Genomic DNA, 20,498 nt, shown 5'->3' with positions numbered 1-20,498 from the left:
CTACAAAAGAGACACAAACTACCTTGGTTCTTATAGAAAACCGCTCTGGCGTTCAGCTAGCTGCTGCAGTTGGAACAGCTGAAAGCACAAACTTCTTTGGTATGGGTGGCGGCGCTGGCGCTTCTCTTGGTGCTGGACTTGGTGCATACTCAAGAACTCCTGAGGGAAAAACACTTGTAAATGCCTTTCTTGATTCAATGAATCAACTGGTAGTTGCCCTAAAAGACTATAAGGCACAAACCGTAAAAGGTGGACTTGGCAAGGGTGGAAGTCTAAAAGTAGGAGAATAAGATGAAATATCTAGCCATTTTGCTTTGCTCATTTACGTTATTAGTAGCTAGTAGTTATGAAAAAAAGGTTGAGACAAGGCTTTGTGGCCTCATAGGTCAAAGAGAAATGGCTAAATTCTATGGTGATGTAAGAAGTATGGATAGTTTTGAGAAAAAGATCGAAAGCTATAAATTTCGCCATGGAATAGAAAATTTCGATGAGAATAGCTGCCACATAAATGGCTACTATCCAGTAGACCCAAACTATGCGCCATACCCACCTAACTACCGCCCATACTATCAAAATGAGTACGAAAGATTTGATAGATTTCAGCGTGGTTACCGCGGAGGATACTACGATGGTGACAACTACGACGATGGTTTTGAACGCGGATATAGACGCGGCTATAAGGATGGTAACAGAGACTATAGAGATTACAGACTAAATAGATAATTTCTGGGCAAATTTGCCCAGAAATATTATTCCAACTCTCAACAATTACTTATAAAATTCTACAAAGAATCAAAAATTATGACCCTTGATACACAAGATCTGCTTTTAAATACATTTATTTTTAGTGTTTAAATTAGTATCTTTATTAGCTGCTCTTTGATCTCGTCATCAAATTCACTAACACTTATCACGCCCCTGCTCTCACACATCTTAGCGTCATTTACCTCGCAGTAGCCACTCAGCGCGTTTTTGTATCCGCCCCTTATGCAGCCCTCTCTGTCTTCTAAAAATCCAGCCCCACCAAGGATGAGCACGCCAAGGTCAAAGCCGATCTTAAATTTCGCGCTCGCCGAGCTTTTTATCCAGCTTAAAAATATCTCGTCATATCTAAGTCCAAGCGCCCCAACACCATCTGGCACGACCAAGATATCCACGCCATAAAGGCTCTCAGCGTAAATTTCAGGATGAAGTCTAATGCCAAATTCATCGACTATCTCAGGCTTTAGAGCGTAGGTTTTGATGTTAAAACCTTCAAATTTATGCAAAAAATCATAAATTTTGGCAAAGCTTAACAAATTTATCTTGTCAAACATCAAAATGCCAACTTTCATGCTAGCTCCTTTTAATGAAGTGCCTCATTTAGCTTGATCGCCCTTTTGCTCGCACTCGCGGTGATCTGTCCTGTTTGGCTATTTTGCCTAAAATGAAGTCCGTTTAGTCCGCCAAGCTCAAGTGCTTTGTAAATTTCAGCTTCAAATTTAAACTCTGGATTTATCTTAGCTAGCTTTTCGCGCTCGCTTACTGAGATATAGACCTTTGTGCCCTCAAGCACCGCTATACCAGCATCCACGATACAGTTATCACCAAGTGGCACGCCAGTGACTGAGTTTGCGCCGAGCAAGCAGTGTTTGCCGATGCTTACAGGGTTGCCATTTGTGCCGCTTAGCACGCCAAGTATGCTAGCTCCGCCACCAACGTCACTGCCCTCGCCCACTACGACAGAGCTGCTGACCCTGCCCTCGACCATGACGCCGCCAGTCGTGCCTGCGTTAAAGTTGATGTAAGCAGCCCCTGGCATGACTACCGTGCCAGGATGCACAGCAGCGCCCATGCGGACTTTGGCAGCGTCTAAAATTCTCGTGTTATCAGCTGGGATGATGTGACTTAAAAATCTTGGGAATTTATCCACGCTCACGATCGCTGGATACTCGCCAAACATCTTTAGAGAAATTTCATTTTCTCTTAGCCATTCAAGCTCGATCGGGATGTTTTGGCTAGTCCATGCGACATTTGGTAACACCCCAAAGGCTCCATCAAGCACGATCGTCCTAGGTGCGACCTTGCCAAGTGAGATCAAGTAAAGCTTGAGATAGACGGCCTCCACGCTAAGTGGCTTTGCGTCATCGAACAAAAATACAAGCTTAAATTTATTCTCATTTAGCTCAAGATCGTCATCAAATGCCATCTTTACAGCGTGTAAATTCTCCACGTTTTTGTGTGATTTTATATCTTTTTCAAAGACGCTAAAGAGCTTGCTAGCTTTTTTTGCTACCTTTGGTGTTAGATCGGCTACGAACTCAGGTGCGCTAAAATCAACCTCAACATCGCACTTTTGCAAGGCATAGATAAAGGCAGACGCGCTTAAAAAGCTCTCTTTGTAATTTACAACGGCGTAACTTGCCTGCAAAATTTTATCTGCATTTTTTTGTCCGCGATCTACCCTAGCGATGCCAAAAGCAACTGGATCTTTGTAACCATCTTTTTTTCTAAATTCTTCAAAAAATTCCTTAAATTCGTTTGCGTTTTTGAACTCTTTAGACATCTATTCTCCTTTAATTTTTTTCTTAGTCTAGCTAAAAATGGCTAAAGAAATTATGATTTTGGACGTTTAAAAAGTTAGTAAAAAATAAAATCCAAGCGACTTTGGGCGCTAGACTTAAAAAATCCTCCAGCACTTCTAAACTCACAGCCAAAAGGCTTATAAATTTCAAATTTGTCCAGCTCTTTATGTGTAAATTTAAGCTACCTTCAAATTTAAACATTTAGCACTCTTTGCTAAGCTCTAAATTTTCTAAACGAAGCGGCTTTTCATCCTCAAAAATCACCCCTATACCATAAGGCTCACAAATATCAAGCGCACCCTCGGCAAAGCTCATCAACCACTGCTTATCACGCGCATAAAAAGTACATTGCGGCGAGCTAAAGGGCAGGTCACAAACTGGTACGTCAAGCAAGCTAAGCTCATCATCACTCAAACAATGCTCTCGCCTAAGCTCATCTTTTAAAAAGACAAGCGCCTCTTTTACGTGCCGATCGATATCACTGGCAATTCGCTCTGCTAGCAAAGTAGTCTCATCATCAACGCCACTCTCGTCTTTACGGACAAGGCAAAACGGCACTTCTCCAAAGCTCTCGCTTTTTAGCTCCAGCTGCGCGTACCAAATAAAACCATCATCTACCGCGACTTTTTCAAGCTCGCCAAATTTCAAAGTCATTTTTTATTCTCACTTTTGTGATTTTGCTACTCTTATGAAAAAGAGCCAAATTTAAGCAAATTTATCGTGAGCTAAAATAGAAATAGCTTGTAAATTTGTCCTTTTAGAATAAAGCAAAAGCTAAATTTACAAGCAGATTTTCAGTTTTTCTCGCTATTTAAAAGCAAAATTTCTCATCAGTGCCATTTTGCTTGCGCATAGTTTTAAAGTTAGCAAGATTGTCTTTGTCTAAAAAATAATCTTTCTCTTTTTTATTGCGGACTTCAAGCTTTTCTATGCCTTTTGCAAGGGCTGCTTTTCTATCTTCGTGAGGCGAGCTAAATTCTGGCGAAAACATCGCTTCATAGACATTTTTCTTAGTCCATTCAAGCGCTTTATCAGCGATCTCTTGTTGTTTTTTGATATCGCAAAATGCATAAGGATTGACCACGTCGCCAACAAGCTTCATAAACGCCCCTATCGCAGCCACCACGTCAGTAAATTTCTCACCCTCCATGTCTATAACACCTCTTAGCAAGATCGCGCGATTTTTTGCCGCATAAAACCAAAATACCGCATCATCGCTAAGTCCAAGATCGTATGCGCGAGCTGATAGAACAAAAAGAGTTATCGGACTAACTAACTGCGAAGCGTCCTGCACGATCTTTTCTGCCTTTTTAAAGTCCTCTACTTTGCCACTTTTTAGTAGCTCATCTATCTTGTCATAGACCTTGACATATTCCACCTTGCCAGCGTTTGCTGAGTAGTAAGGCGTGACGTAGATGTCGATACTTCTTACTTTGCCGTCGTTTGCTGCTGCGCTTCCAATACCAAGGCAAAGTGCCGCTAAAAATCCCAAAATTTTCATCTGAACTCCTTAATGTGTAAATTTTCTAGATTGCTAAATTTAATACGCCTTTATTAGCCGTAAATTGTTTAATTTTATACCGCCTAAAAATACTCCTCTCTCAGGATCAACCCACTCTACGACTATATCGTCCAGGTCATTGTTTGGCTCACAATACATTTTTGAGCAATCATACTTTGCTACAAACTTATCACCAATGTAAAAATCAGTCTGCGTAGAATCACTTGGGATGCATAAAGTGTATATTATGCGGTATTTTTCGCCCTCTTTTGTCTTAGCTGATGTCATTTTAATAAGAGTATCTTCATCGTTATTAAATTTTGATCTATAGATACCATCTTTGCCAAGACCTGCTGCTTCAAATTTCATCTCTTTGCTATAAAATGGATATAACACTGAGCAACCAGATAAAAGCAAAATCACAAAAAATAGTCCAATTGCTTTCATTTCATAACTATCCTTTTAAAAATTTTAGTTTTTAAAACTATGAATAGGTGCTGGAATTTGTCCGCCACGAGCGATAAAGTCGGCACTTGAAGCCTTATTTATCTTCATCACAGGCGCTCTTCCTAAAAGACCGCCAAACTCGATCATATCGCCCTCACGTCCAAGAGGTATGATACGAACGGCCGTTGTCTTTTGATTTATAACGCCGATAGCCGCCTCATCAGCGATCATCGCAGCTATACTCTGGCTTGGCGTATCTGCAGGTATGGCGATCATATCAAGCCCTACCGAGCATATCGCCGTCATCGCTTCAAGCTTTTCTAAATTTAACGATCCCGCGCGCACTGCAGCTATCATGCCCTCATCTTCTGAGACTGGGATAAACGCACCACTTAAGCCGCCCACTTGATTGCACGCCATGACGCCACCTTTTTTGACTGCGTCATTTAGCAGAGCAAGTGCCGCAGTCGTGCCGTGCGTACCGACAGCCTCAAGTCCCATCTCCTCAAGCACTCTAGCCACTGAGTCGCCAACAGCTGGAGTTGGAGCAAGGGAGAGATCGACGATACCAAATTTAACCCCAAGGCGCTCACTCGCCATTTGACCAACTAACTGACCGATACGAGTGATCTTAAACGCCGTCTTTTTCACAGTCTCAGCCACCACGTCAAAGCTCTCGCCACGCACTTTTTCAAGCGCTCTTTTTACGACGCCTGGGCCTGAAACGCCGACATTTATCACCACATCAGCCTCGCCCACACCGTGAAATGCTCCTGCCATGAAAGGGTTGTCCTCGACTGCGTTTGCGAAAACCACGAGCTTCGCACAGCCCATCTCTGATGCTGCTGCCGTCTCTTTTATGATACGTCCCATGTCACGCACTGCGCTCATATTTATACCACTTTTTGTTGAGCCGACATTGACGCTTGAGCACACTTTTGCGGTTTGTGCTAGTGCTTGCGGGATAGAATTTATCAAAATTTCATCGCCCTTTTGATAGCCCTTTTGAACTAAAGCCGAAAAACCACCTATAAAATCAATACCAACTTCAATAGCCGCCCTATCAAGCGTCTTTGCGATCATCACGTAGTCTTTTGCGTCCGTTGCGGCGCCGATTATCGAGATAGGCGTCACACTCACTCTTTTATTGACGATTGGTATGCCTAGCTCAGCGGAAATTTCGTTGCCTACACGAACTAGGTCTTTGGCTTTAGTGGTGATTTTTGCGTAAATTTTGTCGCAGGCTTTGCCTATGTCAGGGTCGATGCAATCAAGCAAACTAATGCCCATCGTGATCGTTCTGATGTCAAAATTTTGCTCCTCGATCATCGAGATAGTTTCGGTTACATTTTTGATATCCATCTTTTGTCCTTAAATTTTGTGCATCGCATCAAAAATGGCTGAGCTTTGGATATTTATCTTTACTTTTAGGCTCTCTCCAAGCTTATCTAGCTCCGCTCTTAAGGCTGTAAAGTCCTTATTTTCATCGCTTGAAACCACCGCCATCATCGTGAAAAAGTCGCTCAAAATAGTCTGACTTATATCATCTATATTTAGCCCTAGCTCGCTAAGCTTTGCTGAGACGCCAGCAACGATGCCAACTCTATCTTTTCCGACTACGGTTACGATCGCTTTCATCTTTTCTCCTGTTAAATTTTAAATTTTCTATATAAAGTGCGTTTTGGCTATCAAAATTTAAGCCCTGCACCAAGCAAAGCCAAATTTTGATAGCCAAATTTAAACTGGCAAATTTTAAAATTTGCTCTAAATTTTATCTTTTGTAAATTTACTTCGAGCAAGCACTCTTGCCGTCATTTACTGGCTGGATCGCTGAGTTATCAGCCCCGCCGCCGTTATTTATATTTTCTATTATCTCCCAAAGCCTTGCAGCTGCGCTCTCATAGCGTTTTGCAGTGACTGAGTTTGGCTCATAGAAGCTAACTGGTTTGCCACTATCGCCACCCACTCTAACAGCTGGCTCGATAGGAATTTCAGCTAAAATTTGAGTGTTGTAAGCCTTTGCCACCTCTTCAGTCGTGCCTTTGCCAAATATGTCATACTCTTTGCCGTTATCTGGGCAGATGAAGCCGCTCATGTTTTCGATGACGCCAGCGATTGGGATGTGAAGCTTCTCAAACATATCAAGCGCACGCTTACTATCATCAAGTGCTACTACTTGAGGTGTTGTGACGCAGACACCTGCCGTTACTGGCACGCTTTGAGCTAGAGTTAGCTGCGCATCGCCCGTTCCTGGAGGCATGTCGAGGAACAATACATCAAGCTCGCTCCAAAGCACGTCCCTTAGCAGCTGCTCGATCGCTTTCATTATCATCGAGCCACGCCAGATAAGGCTCATGCCCTCTTCCATCAAAACGCCCATACTCATCATCTCCACGCCGTGGCTAAGTATCGGCTTTAGCTTGTTGCCAACGACTTGTGGCTGGGTATTTACTTCGCCAAGCATTCTTGGGATATTTGGTCCGTAGATGTCAGCGTCTAAAATTCCCACTTTTTTGCCTAGTTTTGCCATTGAGATGGCTAAATTTAGAGTTGTGGTTGATTTGCCAACGCCGCCTTTACCAGAGCTTACCATTACGAAATTTTTAACTTGAGGCGCGATATTTTTGCCACTTTGAGTGTTACTTTTCTCCTCAGGTATCTTTGGCTGGATCAAATTTAGCACGTACTCATTTGAGCCCATAACACGTTTGACGTCCGTTTTTAGCTCGTTTGCCACATCAGAGCTTGAGCTAACGATCTCGACTTCGATTGTAATTTTCTCGCCGATTTCCACGTTTTTTACAAAGCCAAAACTAACTATATCCTTCTCAAATCCCGGATATATGACACCTTTTAGTCTATTTAAGACCTCTTCTTTATTTAACATTTTTCTCCTTTTTCTAGATCTTTTGAAATTTTATATGCACAAAATTTTGGTCCGCACATCGAACAAAAATGAGCGCTCTTAAACGCATCTTCTGGCAAGCTCTCATCGTGAAGCTCTCTTGCCTTTTTTGGATCAAAGCTAAGCTCAAACTGCTTGTTCCAGTCAAATGCATATCTCGCGTCACTCATCGCATGGTCTTTTTCGATAGCTCCAGCCTTGCCAAGTGCGACGTCTGCGGCATGGGCTGCTATCTTGTGAGCTACGATGCCCTCTCTTACGTCATTTTCATTTGGTAGTCCTAGGTGCTCTTTTTGCGTCACGTAGCAAAGCATGCTAGCGCCGTGATATGCCGCCATCGTGCCACCTATCGCTGATGTGATATGATCATACCCCGCGCCGATATCGCTAACAAGTGGCCCAAGTACGTAAAATGGGGCGTCATGGCAGAGCTCTTGTTCGATTTTTATATTATACTCAATTTGACTTAATGGCACATGACCAGGGCCCTCTATCATCACCTGCACATCTTTTTGCCACGCACGAAGTGTTAGCTCTCCAAGCACCTTTAGCTCGCTAAGCTGTGCCTCGTCTGTTGCATCATAAAGGCAACCTGGGCGAAGTCCGTCGCCAAGCGAGAGCGAGACGTCGTATTTAGCGCAAATTTCTAAAATTTGATCAAAAATTTCATAAAATGGATTTTGCCTATTTAGCTTTGACATGTAGCTTGCAGTTAAACTACCACCACGGCTAACTATGCCCATTTTACGCTTTTTAACAAGCGGCAAAAACTCACGTAAAAAGCCAGCGTGTATCGTAAAGTAACTAACCCCTTGCCTTGCTTGCTTCTCTAGCACGCTTAAAATTAGTTCATTTGTGATATTTGTAACCTCTTTTGCCTCTTTTAAAATTTCATACATCGGCACAGTACCCACAGGCACGCTTGAGTGCTCTATGATGGCACTTCTAATAGCGTCTAGATCGCCATCCGTGCTTAGATCCATAACCGTATCAGCGCCAAATTCTAAGCAAATTTCAAGCTTTCTAAGCTCTGCGCAAATGTCGCTACTTAGGCTTGAGTTGCCGATATTTGCATTGACCTTTGTCTTTAGTTTTCTGCCTATGCCCATTGGCTTTAAATTTGCGTGATTTACATTTGCTGGGATAATGATCCTGCCGTTTGCCACCTCGTCCATCACTAAATTTTCGCTCACTCCCTCGATCTTTGCCACATAGCTCATCTCCTTTGTGAGCTCACCACGCCTAGCATAGTACATCTGCGTCTTTTCTCTCATGAGTAACCTTTTAAAAATTTATAAAAAAGCTAATTTTAGTCCTTTTTATATTTGAACTAACTAAATAAATCTAAATTTCTACTCTTTTTTAAAAAGATTTTTTCAAGTTTTAGAATGTATAATTCCGTAACAATCTTCAAAGGAGCTACCTTGCTTGATATCTCACTTATAATGCTTGGAGCAGGAAATTCCAGTCGTTTTGAGCTACCTGTAAAGAAGCAATGGCTTCGCATCGGCAGCGATCCACTTTGGCTATTTGCCACTAAAAATTTGAGTAACTTTTACACATTTAAAGAGATCATCGTCGTTAGCAAAGAGTGCAAGTACATGTCTAAATTTGCTCCAAATTATAAATTTGTTGATGGCGGCGAGACAAGGCAAGATAGCCTAAAAAACGCACTTGAGCTTGTAAATAGCGAATTTGTCCTAGTTAGCGACATCGCGCGCCCTTGTATATCAAGCGAGCTCTTTCACAAGATCATCGAGGCGGCCACTCAGGCTGACTGCGTAGTCCCTGCACTAAAGATCGCTGACACTGCCTATCTTGGCGAAAATGCAATCGACAGAGAAAAGGTAAAACTTATCCAAACACCACAGCTCTCGCGCACAGCGCTTCTTAAAAAGGCTCTTAGTAGCGGCGAAATTTACACAGATGACAGCTCGGCTATGAGAGCCATTGGCGCAAGCGTTTGGCACATTTTGGGTGATGAGATGGCTAGAAAGATCACTTTTAAAGAGGATCTTGCCAAAATTTCAGCCCTAAAAGCACCAGAAAATGAGGTCTTTGTAGGTAACGGCTTTGATGTGCATGAGTTTGAAAAGGGCCGTCCGCTTGTGCTTTGTGGCGAAAAGATCGACTATGAGTTTGGGCTAAAGGCTCACAGCGACGGCGACGTGGCACTTCATGCGCTAACAGACGCCATCTTGGGAGCTGCTGGGCTTGGCGACATAGGCGAACTTTTTCCTGATACGGACGCTAAATTTAAAGATATTAGCTCAATTTATCTGCTGCAAGAAGCTTATAAAAGGGTGCAAAGTGTGGGCTTTGTGCTAACAAACGCTGATATCACGATAATGGCGCAAAAGCCAAAACTTTCAAAGCTAAAATCAAAAATGGAGGCAAACATCGCACAGGCTCTAAATTTAAGCCAAAAAGCCCTTGATCTTGACGCCTATAACAAAATGGCCGCTACCACGCTTAATCAAAGCAAGGCAGCGATAAAATTTAGCTCATACATAAAAAACGGCAAAGAGTATGTGGAGCGCATCAAAAAAATGAGCCAAAGTGGCGTCAGCAAGGCTGATAGAGAGCGCATCAAAATGATGTGTGACGTGATGATAGAGGATTTTGAGAGCTTAAGAAATTCTGCCTTGCTTGATGATAGCCTAAAAAGCGAAGCACTAAGCACAAAAGAGGTTTTTGTTAAGCTCAAAAATGAGCTGTTTTAAACTTATTTAATCCCTTTTTAGCTAACATATCAAAAATAATGCACTAAATTTAGGAGAGTTATGTCTTTTAGCATCAAAAAGCTTTTTTCAAACCTTTTCTTAAGCGTCGTGATCGAGGGCAATGAGTGCATTTTCTACGGTCAGGTCTTTAGAAACGGCAAGCTCATAAAAACTACAAATGCTAAATTTACAGACATAAGCATCGAAAATGTCGATGAAAAGGTCATAAAATACATAGAAGAGCAAGAAAAGGCTTATTTTAGCGTCTATGTTTCGCTCTTTTTTAACGACGACTCACAAGGTGCGCTGCCTACTGCTAACTTTGACGAGTACAAAAAATTTAACATCAACACGCAAAATTTAACCAGCCTTGTGATGCAAGATAGCTGGAGCATATATGCAAATTTAAACGCTATAAGAAGATACAAAAACCTCTTTGGGCAAGGTAGTGTCGATCTTATCTACTCGCCTATCGCCCTGCTCTTTCACGAGCTTTTAAAGCGTGGAATTTCACCCAAAACTACGCTATATCTCTACATCCACTCGCACTCTTTTGCACTTGCGATATTTAAAGACAAGCAGATGAAGCTCTCGACGTTTTTAAATATGAGCGACGCTGAAGAGGGCAACGAAGAGATCGAAAGCCTAAAAGAAGAGGATATAACAGACATCGACAACCTTATCGTCAAAGAAGAAGATGGCGCAACGGCGCTTGATGATTTTAAGAGCTTGGATGATTTCTTAAGCGATGATAAACCAAAAGAATTTGAAGATCTAAACTACGAGCTAAACATGCCAGCTTCGAGCAATGTCGAGAAATCAGTAGCGATCTTTGGGCGCGATATGAAGATGTTTGACTACATTGCAAAGGCTATGAAAGAATTTTATGAAAATCCAATCTACGGTGGCGATTTTATCGAGCAAATCATCGTTTTTGAAAACACAAAAACAAGCGCGACCTTTTTACAATACCTGCAATCAGAGCTATTTGTGGAGACATCAAGCTATCCGATCAACACAAATCACATCATGAATGAGATCATGCAAGAAGAGATAACACTATGAAATTTAGCTTCATCACTCCAGAACCAAGACCGCTTCTATCTATCTTTAGTAAGCTCTGGCTAAGCCTCATAGGCTTTGTTTTTGTAGTGCTTTTGGTGGCAAATTTCTTCATCGTTTATAAAAACTACTCAACCAAAAAAAATATAGAATTTCTAGCAAACGAGCAAAAAGAGCTTAGTCAAAAGATAGTTGATACTGATGAAATTTCAGCCAAACTTGCCGTGCAGATAGACTCAGCAAACGATATCTTTACGTCAAATTCTATCCTAAAGCAAAGCCTGCATAACCTTTTCGACCTTGTGCCTGATAGCATCACGCTTGAAGAGGTCTTTATGGATAAAAACTCGCTCATCATCCGCGGTATAACGCCAACAAAAGATGTCTTTAACCAGCTCTTAGCCTCGCCGCTAAGGTCGATTTTCACCACGTCAAACACTAGCTTTTATCAGAGCAAAAACGGCTGGTACGGCTTTATAAGCACAAATAAGATTGATAATTCTGAGGGATATAATGAGTAAAAAAGATACGAGCTTAGAAAAAATCGACCCAGTAAAGCTTTTACTTTTTATATTTGCTTTTATCATAGTTTGCTTCATTATGATATTTGGCTTTATCGTGCCAAATATAAAAGAATTTAAAAGCCTCTCAAGACAAAACTACTCGCAAACCTCATCATACACGAAGGTAAAAAACGAATTTGAAGCTAAATTTAAAGCACTTGAAGCGACAAGGCAAAAAGATGGTGCTATCATCTTGGCCTATGATTCAGCTTTTGATAAGGATAAATTTATAAATTTCGCATCGCAATTTTTTAGCGAGGTAAGCCTTAGCAAGATAGAAGAAGGCGAAAATAACGCAACTGAGAAGTTCTTTAGATACCGCCTAAATGTCACCAGCTCACTTAAAACCCCGCAGAAATTCTATGACTTTTTAGACGCACTTAGCAGCTACGATAGCATCATAAAAGCCGAATTTCCTATTGTTATGAAGGGCGAAAACGACAAAATCCACACAACTTTTAACATAAAAGTTTTTGGGTTAAAGTAACCAAGTTTAATAAATTTCTCCGCATCAAATTTAAAATTGCTGTGCCCTTAACAAAGGCATGGATACAAAAACCAGCTAGAGCCACCACCACTGTTGCAAGGTACCAAACATGCTCTTACACGCAGGCGCTGGCGCACAAAGCAAGGTTGTAAAACTATATAAAAAGCTTCTAAGTCAAAATATCACACCAAGCCATGTCATACTCTTACTCGATAGGTGAGGCTGATATCACTATATACTTAGACATGTAACCACCATTAAAGAGAGCTTCAAATCACGAACATGATGGCAACAAAAGATCTTTTTGAAAATAGGATCAAATTTAAAGAAATTTATAAATACGATATGACAAGCAAACAGCTTTTTAAAAATGGCGAAGAGGTGCAGATGTCAAAAAATGAGGCAAAACTCTTCTTTTTACTTGTGAGTAATATAGAAAAAGTTGTAAGTTATGAAGTGATAGAAAACTACGTCTGGAGCGAGAAGCCGATGAGTAACGAAGCGCTTAGAATGACTATCAAAAAAATAGGGGCAAAAACCGACGCCGACCTCATCAAAAACATCTCAGGTGTAGGATATAAACTTAGCGGATCAAACTAAATTTAACTTTGTGTAGCTTTATAAATTTAAGCTACACATTTTCTTACCTTTTATCCACGCATTTGCCAAGTTGGCAGGCTCTTTTATAAAGTGCGTCCGCCTTTGTTTCATCGCCGCTTAGCTTTGCAAGCAAGAAGCACGACTGCGCATACTCAAGCTCGCAGCTCTTTGCCAAAAGCTTTAGCACCCTAGCCTCAGCCTTGTTTCTATCTATATTATGAGTTTTTAAATTTTCGCTTTCGATGTAGGACTTTAGCCCCATTGCCTCGTTGTAGCAGCCAACGCCGTCGCCACTATCGCAAGCTAGTTTATAAAGCTTTAGAGCCTTTTCGATATCTTTTTGCTCATCAACTAGCCCTTGCTCATAAATTTGACCTAAATTTGAGCAAGCAGTTGCAAGCCCAGCATTGCAAGCCTTTTCGTAGTAGCCTTTTGCCTTTACGAAGTCCTTTTCGTTGCTAAAATTTACTGCTAGGTTGTTGCAGTCGATGCTATTTCCGCTCTCGCAGTTTTGCACCATCTTCTCTTTTTCAAGCTCAAGACGCTCCGCCCTAGCCTCCTCATCACTTTGCCAAAAGCCAAAGCTCACCATCTTTTGCCACGACCAGCAGCCACTTAACATAAAGCTAGCAGCTACGATAAGCCCAAAATTTAAAACTTTTTTCACTTATTTTCCTACTCACATGCCAAGCTTTGCGCCTAGTCTTTTCATCTGTGGGCACGCCTTGTTTAGACCGCGAAAGCAAGCGACTTTGTAAATTCCATAAGCTCTTTTTTCGTCCTTGTTCATACCAAGACCTAGCTCATACATAGCGCCGATATTTGCGCAGCTTGGGAGATCTCCAGCGTTGCAAGCGTTTGTGTAGGCCTCCATCGCTAGATAGTAGTCCTGTTTTACGATCTCACCCTTGCGGTAGGCGTTGCCTAGATGATAGCAAGCTTGCACACCGCCACTATTGCAGCTATCCTTATAAATTTCGACCGCTTTTTTTGGATCTTTTTTCACGCCAAGACCGTTTTCATAGAGCGTGCCAAGGTTTGAGCAAGCAAGCTGCACCTTCGCATCGCAAGCCTTTTTGTAGTTTGCGTAAGCATTGTCATACTCTTTCATAAGCTCAAAATTTACACCCAAGTCATTGCAAGCTTCAGCATCGCCACTCTCGCACTTTGGTGTTAAAAGATCGATCGCATTTTTTGAAATTTGCTCTTTGTTTTGCACCACCTTTTCGTCCTTTGGCTGCTGCCATGAGTCATCTTGCTTTGGCGTATCCCCGATACCGATCACGTTTAAGCAGCCTGTGAAAAATAGAGCAGTTAAAAGTAGTAGATATTTTTTCATTTTTGTCCTTTTAGTATTGTCCAAACAAGTCATTTAGGGCTTCGCTGATGCTTGGGTGAGTGAAAATTTGGTTTTTAAAGAAATTTGCATCTGCTTTTAAATTCATAGCGATCGCGATCTCGTTTATGATCTCATTTGCGTAGATGCAGTGAAAGCTCGCCCCCAAAATTTCGCCACTACTTGCTTCAACGATCGCTTTTAGCATACCCACATCGTGATTTAGCACCTTTGCTCCTGGCACTGCTGCCATGCTAAGCTTTAGCTCTTTGAAATTTAGCCCAAGCTTGCTAGCCTCTTTTGCATTTACGCCAACTCTTGCTAGCGGAGTGTCAGTAAATAGCACGTTTGCATGGATGCTTCTGTTTTGTGTAGTGCGTTTTTTGTCGCCAAAAATTTGCGAGAAAACTATCCTAAAATCATCCAAACTAGTGTAGGTAAAAAGCTCTCCGCCGCGCACGTCGCCCACTGCGTAGATGTTTGACACATTTGTTTGAAGGCGCTCATTTGTCTTTATAAAGCCTTTTTCATTTAGCTCGACACCAGCTCCTTTTAAATTTAGATCATCTAAATTTGCCACTCTGCCAAGCGCCACCAAGAACGCATCTGCCTTGATGATCCTATCTTTATTATCTTGTTTGAAATTTAGCGCATTGTCTTTGAGGCTCTCTATCTCGCAGCCCTCTAAAATTTCGATGCCTTGCACGCTTAGCGCATCTTTTACGCTTTTAGCTATGTCTTCATCTTCGTTTTTTAGCAGTGGTGAGCGTCCAACGATGGTCACTTTTGAGCCAAAATTTGCAAACATCGATGCAAACTCGATGCCGATGAAGCCACTTCCAACGATGACAAGATGCTTTGGCATAGTTTTTAGATCAAGCAAAGTTTTGCTTGAAAAGACGTTTGAGTTTGTTATCTCAAATGGTGCATACGCCTCTTTTGAGCCAGTGTTTATGATGATAAACTCGCCTTCAACGACTTTTTGCTCGCCGTTTGAGGTTGTAACTAGGACGCTATTTTTATCTTTAAACGAGCCAACACCATCGATCACATCGATATTTTCTTTATCATTTAGCATCGCGTAGTTTTTAGAATTTAAAGCTGAGATTAGCTTATTTTTGTTTTCGATGCTAAGCGTATAATACTCGTTTTCAACGCTATTGTCTGCATATATCGCCTCTTTTGAAGCTGTGATTAGACGCTTTGTCGGTATGCAGCCCACGTTTATGCAAGTGCCTCCATACATCTTTGGCGATCTCTCGATTAGCGCGACCTTTTTGCCAAGCGCAGCAGCCTTTACAGCTAGCGTTTTGCCAGCCTTACCAAATCCAATAATAACAATGTCATATTTCATTTAATTTTTCCTATTATGTAGTATGTAGTTTCGTTTATCTTTTTGATATCCATTTTGTATTTATTTGCCCAGCTTTTGATGATCTCATCAACTCGCTCTTTTATCTCTTTGACGGTCGCAACGTTTTTTATCTTTAACCTATCCTCGCTCCCGCTCATAGCTACAAAGCAAAGGTGTGGCTTTAAATGATCGTTTAGCTCGATCACACTCTTTGGCAAAAGGCCGTCAGTGTTGTTTAAAATTCTACGCATATGCTCAGTGGTCGTTTCATCTATGTTGTAGCCAAGCTGTGTCAAAAGTGCGTTATGATCCATATCGTTCCTTTTTGCTTAAAATTTGCGATCATTATAAGATAAAATTCGATAAAATCGCCTAAATTTTCAAGGACAAATATGAAAAAATTTATCATTTTTCTATTTAGCTTTTTGCTATTTTGGGGCTGTTCGGCAGAGCAAATTTCACAAAATTTAGGTCTTAGCGAGCCACCACTTGATCCTGAAGTAGAGCAGATAGCAGACGCCATCTATCTATATAATGAAGGCAACTACCCAAAAGCTTGCAAGAGATTTTACGACTACGCAAAAGATGGCAATGTCCTAGCCATGCAGCAAACTGGCGTTTGTTTTCGTGACGGCAAAGGCTTTAGCAAAGATATCTTAAGGGCACTTTTTTGGTTTGAGACAGCTGGCAGATACGGCAATATAGATGGTCTAAGAAGCGCTGGATACATCTACGAATACGGCCTTGGGGTCAATAAAAATTTAGAAAAAGCGATATATTTTTATGAAAAAGCCACAAGCCTTGGCTCAGGCGAGGCTAGCTACGATCTTGGGCTCATCTACCTTGGCAAAAATGACTATAAAAAAGCAAGAATTTATCTTGATGAAGCCTGCTTTAAAGGTAAAAAAGAGGCTTGCACAAAGCTAAATGAGATGAAATTTTAGCTCTTAATTAGTTTCGACAGAATTTAAAGCCGAATATCCGATCAAAATTACACTTGCTATCATAAGAACAGATACAAAAATTCCCATTTTTATCCTTTATTTTTTTAAATCTTTTATCTCTTTTAATATCTTTTTAGACTTTGCATTGCCAAGTAATATCAAAATCAATAAAAGAGCTGCGCACATGCAAACACTATAAAATTCTAGCTTGTCGGCATAGTCCTTATAGTGAGTAAAAATCCAGCTAATAAGACCAACCAGTATTGTAACAAAAATTCCGAGCCAAAATTTTAGCATGCCCAAGCGCTCTTTGGCTTCGTCCAATTTTGGCATTCTCTTCCTTTTTTGTTTTTGTAATTATAGCATTTTAACGTATAAATTTAACAGCTAGCTATATTTTAGCTCCTACGCATCCGCCTTCTGAGCGATCAATACGCCCTCTATCATCTTTTTGATATCGCCATCAAGTATCGCGTCAGTTTGCGAGTATGCCTCGCCGCTGCGGTTGTCTTTTACCTGCTGATATGGGAAAAGCACGTATGATCTTATCTGATGACCCCAGCCGATCTCGCTCTTTTCGACGCTGTTACTAGCCTCTTGCTGTTTCATCAGCTCAAGCTCGTAAAGGCGTGACTTTAGCATCTTCATCGCTGTGGCTCTATTTTTGTGCTGACTGCGGTCGTTTTGGCACTGCACGACGATGCCTGTTGGTATGTGCGTGATACGTATGGCTGATTCAGTCTTATTTACGTGCTGACCGCCTGCGCCACTGGCTCTATAAGTGTCTATCTTTAGATCTTTCTCTTCGATCTCGATCTCTATATCATCATCTATCTCAGGGCTTACCATGACACTAGAAAAGCTTGTGTGACGGCGTCCTGCGCTATCAAATGGGCTTGTGCGAACGAGCCTGTGGATGCCATTTTCTGCTTTGAAATATCCATAGGCGTTTTCACCCTTTACAATAAAACTCACATCCTTTAGCCCTGCCTCTTCTCCCTCTTGAAAGTCCAAAGTCTCGACCTTAAAGCCCTCACGCTCGCAAAATCTAAGATACATCCTATAAAGCATGCTCGCCCAGTCGTTGCTCTCAGTGCCGCCAGCTCCAGGGTGGATCGATACGATCGCGTTTTTGCCGTCATCCTCGCCACTTAAAAGCATAGAAATTTCTAAATTTACTATCTTTTCATCTAAATTTTTAGCATCTTCAAAGAGAGAATTTATAGTCTCCTCGTCATTTTCAGAATTTGCTAGCTCAAAAAGCTCCTTTGCGTCGCTAACTGCTTGATGAGCGTCGCTAAATTTAGCAAGCATGTTTGAAATTTTTGTCTTTTCTTTGTTTAGTGCCCCAGCCCTAGCGATATCTTGCCAAAAATCAGGGTCTTGCTCTATGGCCTCGATCTCTTTTAACCTAGCCTTGATATCATCAGGCTTTACGATAGAGCCTATGTTTTCAACTTTTGTTTGTAGCTTCTTTAAAAGCTCGTTGTATTCATAACTATCCAAGTTTTTCTCCATAAATTTTTGCCGATTTTAGCCAAAAGTTGCTTACATTTTTAAATTTACGCCCTTTTAATCCTTTTTTGTTACAATGCCAAGTTAAAATTTAGATAAAAAGAGTCAAATATGCAAATCATAAGAACTATAAAAGAACTTGAGGAATTTGTCTCAAACGCAAGCGGCAAGATCGGTTTTGTCCCAACAATGGGCGCACTTCACAACGGACACATTAGTCTTATCAAAAAATGTGTCAGCCAAAATGAGATAAGCATCATCTCAACTTTCGTAAATCCAACTCAATTTCTACCAGGCGAAGACCTAGAAAAATACCCAAGAAAAGAGCAAAGTGACATCCAAATTTGCGAGCAAAACGGCGTTAGCGCTATCTTTATACCAGACGAAAAAGAGCTTTACTTTGAAGATGAGCCTCTCATCGTCGCTCCAAAGAAGCTTTCGACTATTTTAGAGGGCAAAACTAGACCAGGACACTTTGACGGCGTCTTAAGAGTGCTAAACAAGCTATTTCGCCTAACTCGTGCAAATAGCGTATATATGGGCAAAAAAGACACCCAGCAGCTCATCATCGTGCAAAACATGATAAAGACATTTTTCCTAAACATCGAGCTAGTTGCCTGCGATATCGTTAGAGAGCCAGACGGCCTAGCACTTTCAAGCAGAAACGTCTATATCTGCGATGAAGATAAATGCAACGCGCTAAGGCTTTCAAGATCACTAAATAAAGCGCAAAATTTGATCCAAAACGGCGAAGAAGAAGCGAGCGAGATCAAAGCAAATATGCTTGAGGTGCTTGAGCCACTAAAGGTCGATTACGTCGCGGTTACAGATAGAAATTTAAACGAAATTTCAAAGGTAGAAAAAGGCAACACCATCATCTTAGTAGCCGCCTTTGTAGGCAAAACTAGGCTAATAGACAACATCTGGATCTAAAAATGCCAAAACTTCATCTAATCTCGCTTGGTTGTAATAAAAATTTAGTTGATGCTGAGATCATGCTAGGACGCTTGCAAAACTACGATATCACGGACGATATCAGCGACGCAGACGTCATAATAGTAAATACTTGTGGCTTTATCAAATCCGCCAAAGAAGAGAGCATACAAACCATCCTTGAGATGCACGAAGCTCGTAAAAATGGCTCTTTGCTAGTCGTGACTGGCTGTCTTATGCAGCGCTACAAAGATGAGCTGATGAAAGAACTGCCAGAGGTTGATCTCTTTACCGGCGTGGCTGATTATGACAAGATCGACGAGATCATCTTGAAAAAGCAAAATTTATTTAGCCCAGATACCTATCTGCAGGCAAACGAAGAGCGCGTAATAACTGGCTCAAACTACCACGCCTACATCAAAATTTCAGAGGGCTGCAACCAAAAGTGCAGCTTTTGCGCGATACCGACATTTAAAGGCAAGCTAAAATCACGCTCGCTTGAAAACATCGTAAATGAGGTCAAAAATCTAGTCAAAAAAGGCTACTACGACTTTAGCTTTTTATCACAAGACTCAAGCTCATATATGCGTGATCACGGCATTAGCGACGGACTAATAAATTTAATAGACGAGATAGAAAAGATAGAAGGCGTAAGAAGCGCTAGGATACTTTATCTCTACCCAAGCACGACCAGCAAAGAGCTAATAGAGCGTATCATCGCCTCGCCTATCTTTCACAACTACTTTGACATGCCCATCCAGCACATCAGCGAAAATATGCTAAAGATAATGAAGCGTGGAAGTGGTGCTAAAAAGATAAAAGAGCTTTTAAATTTGATGAGAAATGCCAAAAATTCATTCTTACGAACTGGCGTCATAGTGGGACACCCAGGCGAGAGCGAGGAGGATTTTGATGAGCTTTGCGAGTTTTTAGAAGGGTTTAAATTTGATAGAATTTCCGCCTTTGCCTACTCAAAAGAAGAAGACACAGCCTCTTTTGAAATGGAGCAAATCCCAGCAAAAATCATCTCAAAAAGGCTAAGTAAGATAGAAAAGATCACTAAAAAAACTATAAACGAGAGCTTGCAAAAAGAGCTTGGCAAGCAAATTTACGCATCGCTTGAGGGCATTAGCAGCGAGGGCGAGATGTTTTACGCAGCCAAAAAAGATATCTGGGACAAAGATATAGACGGCGAAATTTTGATAAATGAAAGCGACGTAAAAGAGCTTGAGATCGGCTCTCTTTATCTTTGCAAGGTCAGCGACGTGGTTGATCAAAAACTAGTCGCCACCATCATCAAAAAAGCAAAATGATAAGCCAAAATGTGCTTGATAGGCTAAGCTTGGGCGCAAACCTACTTGCCTTCTCGCACGGCATCGATAGCACTGCACTTTTTTACATTTTAGAAGAGGCTGGGGTCAAGTTTGATCTAGCCATAGTCGATCACAACGCCAGAGAGCAGAGCAAATTTGAAGTTGAAAGCGCCAAAGAGCTTGCCAGCAAATTTGGCAAAAAAATCTACATAAAAAGCGTAAATTTAGGTAAGTCAAATTTTGAAAAAAAC

General features: G+C 41.3%; 24 protein-coding genes and 2 pseudogenes. 11 read left to right on the top strand and 15 right to left on the bottom strand.

All coding sequences use genetic code 11. From position 1 onward, the window contains the following. Together Q0296_RS00370 and Q0296_RS00365 are read left to right on the top strand one after the other, a co-directional pair. A pseudogene (locus Q0296_RS00370) lies at window positions 1–290 on the top strand (peptidoglycan-binding protein); the annotation flags it as partial. Window position 291: 1 nt separating this feature from the next. Then, window positions 292–723: a gamma-glutamyl phosphate reductase gene (locus Q0296_RS00365; RefSeq protein WP_298035615.1), complete on the top strand. Its 432-nt coding sequence runs from the start codon at window positions 292–294 to the stop codon at window positions 721–723. A gap of 128 nt (window positions 724–851) precedes the next feature. On the opposite strand, the gene Q0296_RS00360 is transcribed toward Q0296_RS00365, so the two are convergent. The 9 genes from Q0296_RS00360 to thiC form a co-directional block, all read right to left on the bottom strand. Further along, window positions 852–1,334, bottom strand: coding sequence for a hypothetical protein (locus Q0296_RS00360; RefSeq protein ID WP_298035614.1), 483 nt, complete (start codon window positions 1,332–1,334; stop codon window positions 852–854). Between the two features lie 11 nt (window positions 1,335–1,345). Further along, on the bottom strand, window positions 1,346–2,545 hold the full coding sequence (locus tag Q0296_RS00355; protein ID WP_298035613.1) for a tetrahydrodipicolinate N-succinyltransferase N-terminal domain-containing protein: 1,200 nt from the start codon (window positions 2,543–2,545) through the stop codon (window positions 1,346–1,348). A 220-nt stretch (window positions 2,546–2,765) separates the two neighbouring features. Further along, a complete protein-coding gene (locus Q0296_RS00350) occupies window positions 2,766–3,218 on the bottom strand; it encodes a hypothetical protein (RefSeq protein WP_298035612.1) in 453 nt (150 codons plus the stop codon). A 157-nt stretch (window positions 3,219–3,375) separates the two neighbouring features. Next, window positions 3,376–4,065, bottom strand: a complete 690-nt coding sequence (locus tag Q0296_RS00345; RefSeq protein ID WP_298035611.1) for a cytochrome-c oxidase — start codon at window positions 4,063–4,065, stop codon at window positions 3,376–3,378. A 39-nt stretch (window positions 4,066–4,104) separates the two neighbouring features. Beyond that, entirely contained in the window at window positions 4,105–4,512 is a 408-nt protein-coding gene (locus Q0296_RS00340) for a hypothetical protein (RefSeq protein ID WP_298035610.1), read from the bottom strand. Window positions 4,513–4,536: 24 nt separating this feature from the next. Then, window positions 4,537–5,874, bottom strand: coding sequence for a PFL family protein (locus Q0296_RS00335; protein WP_009294468.1), 1,338 nt, complete (start codon window positions 5,872–5,874; stop codon window positions 4,537–4,539). A 9-nt stretch (window positions 5,875–5,883) separates the two neighbouring features. Next, entirely contained in the window at window positions 5,884–6,150 is a 267-nt protein-coding gene (locus Q0296_RS00330; RefSeq protein WP_002939508.1) for an ACT domain-containing protein, read from the bottom strand. 148 nt (window positions 6,151–6,298) lie between these two features. Beyond that, on the bottom strand, window positions 6,299–7,399 hold the full coding sequence (locus tag Q0296_RS00325; protein WP_298035609.1) for an Mrp/NBP35 family ATP-binding protein: 1,101 nt from the start codon (window positions 7,397–7,399) through the stop codon (window positions 6,299–6,301). Further along, a complete protein-coding gene (gene thiC, locus Q0296_RS00320) occupies window positions 7,393–8,691 on the bottom strand; it encodes a phosphomethylpyrimidine synthase ThiC (protein WP_298035608.1) in 1,299 nt (432 codons plus the stop codon). The genes Q0296_RS00325 and thiC overlap by 7 nt, the downstream gene beginning before the upstream one ends. Window positions 8,692–8,841: 150 nt before the next feature. Here thiC and Q0296_RS00315 point away from each other — a divergent pair. The 5 genes and pseudogenes from Q0296_RS00315 to Q0296_RS00295 form a co-directional block, all read left to right on the top strand. After that, window positions 8,842–9,858: pseudogene (locus Q0296_RS00315) on the top strand (bifunctional 2-C-methyl-D-erythritol 4-phosphate cytidylyltransferase/2-C-methyl-D-erythritol 2,4-cyclodiphosphate synthase); the annotation flags it as partial. Between the two features lie 342 nt (window positions 9,859–10,200). Continuing rightward, window positions 10,201–11,205, top strand: a complete 1,005-nt coding sequence (locus tag Q0296_RS00310) for a hypothetical protein (protein WP_298035607.1) — start codon at window positions 10,201–10,203, stop codon at window positions 11,203–11,205. Next, window positions 11,202–11,723 carry a hypothetical protein gene (locus tag Q0296_RS00305; protein ID WP_298035606.1) on the top strand — a complete coding sequence of 174 codons (522 nt, stop codon included), beginning with the start codon at window positions 11,202–11,204 and terminating at the stop codon, window positions 11,721–11,723. Before Q0296_RS00310 ends, Q0296_RS00305 begins: the two co-directional genes overlap by 4 nt. Beyond that, the gene (locus Q0296_RS00300; protein WP_298035605.1) at window positions 11,716–12,252 is read left to right on the top strand and encodes a hypothetical protein; all 537 of its coding nucleotides are present in this window, start codon (window positions 11,716–11,718) and stop codon (window positions 12,250–12,252) included. The genes Q0296_RS00305 and Q0296_RS00300 overlap by 8 nt, the downstream gene beginning before the upstream one ends. Before the next feature lie 285 nt (window positions 12,253–12,537). Next, the gene (locus Q0296_RS00295; RefSeq protein WP_298035604.1) at window positions 12,538–12,852 is read left to right on the top strand and encodes a winged helix-turn-helix domain-containing protein; all 315 of its coding nucleotides are present in this window, start codon (window positions 12,538–12,540) and stop codon (window positions 12,850–12,852) included. Between the two features lie 43 nt (window positions 12,853–12,895). On the opposite strand, the gene Q0296_RS00290 is transcribed toward Q0296_RS00295, so the two are convergent. The 4 genes from Q0296_RS00290 to Q0296_RS00275 are packed head-to-tail and all read right to left on the bottom strand — an operon-like array spanning window position 12,896 to window position 15,856. After that, window positions 12,896–13,519: a tetratricopeptide repeat protein gene (locus Q0296_RS00290; protein WP_298035603.1), complete on the bottom strand. Its 624-nt coding sequence runs from the start codon at window positions 13,517–13,519 to the stop codon at window positions 12,896–12,898. Window positions 13,520–13,531: 12 nt separating this feature from the next. After that, window positions 13,532–14,191: a tetratricopeptide repeat protein gene (locus tag Q0296_RS00285; RefSeq protein ID WP_087582363.1), complete on the bottom strand. Its 660-nt coding sequence runs from the start codon at window positions 14,189–14,191 to the stop codon at window positions 13,532–13,534. Window positions 14,192–14,201: 10 nt separating this feature from the next. Then, the gene (locus Q0296_RS00280; RefSeq protein ID WP_298035602.1) at window positions 14,202–15,542 is read right to left on the bottom strand and encodes an NAD(P)/FAD-dependent oxidoreductase; all 1,341 of its coding nucleotides are present in this window, start codon (window positions 15,540–15,542) and stop codon (window positions 14,202–14,204) included. Then, complete coding sequence (locus Q0296_RS00275) at window positions 15,539–15,856, bottom strand: hypothetical protein (protein WP_012139947.1); 318 nt, start codon at window positions 15,854–15,856, stop codon at window positions 15,539–15,541. The genes Q0296_RS00280 and Q0296_RS00275 overlap by 4 nt, the downstream gene beginning before the upstream one ends. 78 nt (window positions 15,857–15,934) lie before the next feature. Between Q0296_RS00275 and Q0296_RS00270 the strand changes: the two genes are divergently transcribed. Further along, window positions 15,935–16,486 carry a tetratricopeptide repeat protein gene (locus tag Q0296_RS00270; RefSeq protein ID WP_298035601.1) on the top strand — a complete coding sequence of 184 codons (552 nt, stop codon included), beginning with the start codon at window positions 15,935–15,937 and terminating at the stop codon, window positions 16,484–16,486. 96 nt (window positions 16,487–16,582) lie between these two features. On the opposite strand, the gene Q0296_RS00265 is transcribed toward Q0296_RS00270, so the two are convergent. Both Q0296_RS00265 and prfB read right to left on the bottom strand, forming a co-directional pair. Further along, window positions 16,583–16,819 (bottom strand): hypothetical protein, encoded by a 237-nt coding sequence (locus Q0296_RS00265; protein ID WP_021085456.1) that lies wholly within the window; start codon window positions 16,817–16,819, stop codon window positions 16,583–16,585. 72 nt (window positions 16,820–16,891) lie between these two features. Continuing rightward, window positions 16,892–17,992 carry a peptide chain release factor 2 gene (gene prfB / locus Q0296_RS00260; RefSeq protein WP_298035600.1) on the bottom strand — a complete coding sequence of 367 codons (1,101 nt, stop codon included), beginning with the start codon at window positions 17,990–17,992 and terminating at the stop codon, window positions 16,892–16,894. 120 nt (window positions 17,993–18,112) lie between these two features. On the opposite strand from prfB, the gene panC reads away from it, so the two are divergent. The 3 genes from panC to Q0296_RS00245 form a co-directional block, all read left to right on the top strand. Then, window positions 18,113–18,934, top strand: coding sequence for a pantoate--beta-alanine ligase (gene panC, locus Q0296_RS00255; RefSeq protein ID WP_298035599.1), 822 nt, complete (start codon window positions 18,113–18,115; stop codon window positions 18,932–18,934). Between the two features lie 2 nt (window positions 18,935–18,936). Continuing rightward, window positions 18,937–20,247, top strand: coding sequence for a 30S ribosomal protein S12 methylthiotransferase RimO (gene rimO, locus Q0296_RS00250; RefSeq protein ID WP_298035598.1), 1,311 nt, complete (start codon window positions 18,937–18,939; stop codon window positions 20,245–20,247). Then, window positions 20,244–20,498: ATP-binding protein (locus tag Q0296_RS00245; RefSeq protein WP_298035597.1), on the top strand; the 255-nt coding region annotated here is incomplete at its 3' end. The genes rimO and Q0296_RS00245, both read left to right, overlap by 4 nt.

Source organism: uncultured Campylobacter sp., from assembly GCF_937890585.1.
Classification (GTDB): Bacteria; Campylobacterota; Campylobacteria; order Campylobacterales; family Campylobacteraceae; genus Campylobacter_A.
The sequence above is the reverse complement of the archived record's forward strand: the minus strand, read 5'-3'. Positions and strand labels throughout refer to the sequence as shown.

Coding starts and splice junctions, on each gene's coding strand:
- Q0296_RS00325 (WP_298035609.1), bottom strand. CDS start 7,399: ATGTTAAATAAAGAAGAGGTCTTAAATAGACTAAAAGGTGTCATATAT.
- Q0296_RS00335 (WP_009294468.1), bottom strand. CDS start 5,874: ATGGATATCAAAAATGTAACCGAAACTATCTCGATGATCGAGGAGCAA.
- Q0296_RS00350 (WP_298035612.1), bottom strand. CDS start 3,218: ATGACTTTGAAATTTGGCGAGCTTGAAAAAGTCGCGGTAGATGATGGT.
- Q0296_RS00275 (WP_012139947.1), bottom strand. CDS start 15,856: ATGGATCATAACGCACTTTTGACACAGCTTGGCTACAACATAGATGAA.
- Q0296_RS00285 (WP_087582363.1), bottom strand. CDS start 14,191: ATGAAAAAATATCTACTACTTTTAACTGCTCTATTTTTCACAGGCTGC.
- Q0296_RS00355 (WP_298035613.1), bottom strand. CDS start 2,545: ATGTCTAAAGAGTTCAAAAACGCAAACGAATTTAAGGAATTTTTTGAA.
- thiC (WP_298035608.1), bottom strand. CDS start 8,691: ATGAGAGAAAAGACGCAGATGTACTATGCTAGGCGTGGTGAGCTCACA.
- Q0296_RS00270 (WP_298035601.1), top strand. CDS start 15,935: ATGAAAAAATTTATCATTTTTCTATTTAGCTTTTTGCTATTTTGGGGC.
- Q0296_RS00310 (WP_298035607.1), top strand. CDS start 10,201: ATGTCTTTTAGCATCAAAAAGCTTTTTTCAAACCTTTTCTTAAGCGTC.
- Q0296_RS00360 (WP_298035614.1), bottom strand. CDS start 1,334: ATGAAAGTTGGCATTTTGATGTTTGACAAGATAAATTTGTTAAGCTTT.
- Q0296_RS00295 (WP_298035604.1), top strand. CDS start 12,538: ATGGCAACAAAAGATCTTTTTGAAAATAGGATCAAATTTAAAGAAATT.
- Q0296_RS00345 (WP_298035611.1), bottom strand. CDS start 4,065: ATGAAAATTTTGGGATTTTTAGCGGCACTTTGCCTTGGTATTGGAAGC.
- rimO (WP_298035598.1), top strand. CDS start 18,937: ATGCCAAAACTTCATCTAATCTCGCTTGGTTGTAATAAAAATTTAGTT.
- panC (WP_298035599.1), top strand. CDS start 18,113: ATGCAAATCATAAGAACTATAAAAGAACTTGAGGAATTTGTCTCAAAC.
- Q0296_RS00330 (WP_002939508.1), bottom strand. CDS start 6,150: ATGAAAGCGATCGTAACCGTAGTCGGAAAAGATAGAGTTGGCATCGTT.
- Q0296_RS00300 (WP_298035605.1), top strand. CDS start 11,716: ATGAGTAAAAAAGATACGAGCTTAGAAAAAATCGACCCAGTAAAGCTT.
- Q0296_RS00265 (WP_021085456.1), bottom strand. CDS start 16,819: ATGCCAAAATTGGACGAAGCCAAAGAGCGCTTGGGCATGCTAAAATTT.
- Q0296_RS00280 (WP_298035602.1), bottom strand. CDS start 15,542: ATGAAATATGACATTGTTATTATTGGATTTGGTAAGGCTGGCAAAACG.
- Q0296_RS00340 (WP_298035610.1), bottom strand. CDS start 4,512: ATGAAAGCAATTGGACTATTTTTTGTGATTTTGCTTTTATCTGGTTGC.
- Q0296_RS00365 (WP_298035615.1), top strand. CDS start 292: ATGAAATATCTAGCCATTTTGCTTTGCTCATTTACGTTATTAGTAGCT.
- Q0296_RS00305 (WP_298035606.1), top strand. CDS start 11,202: ATGAAATTTAGCTTCATCACTCCAGAACCAAGACCGCTTCTATCTATC.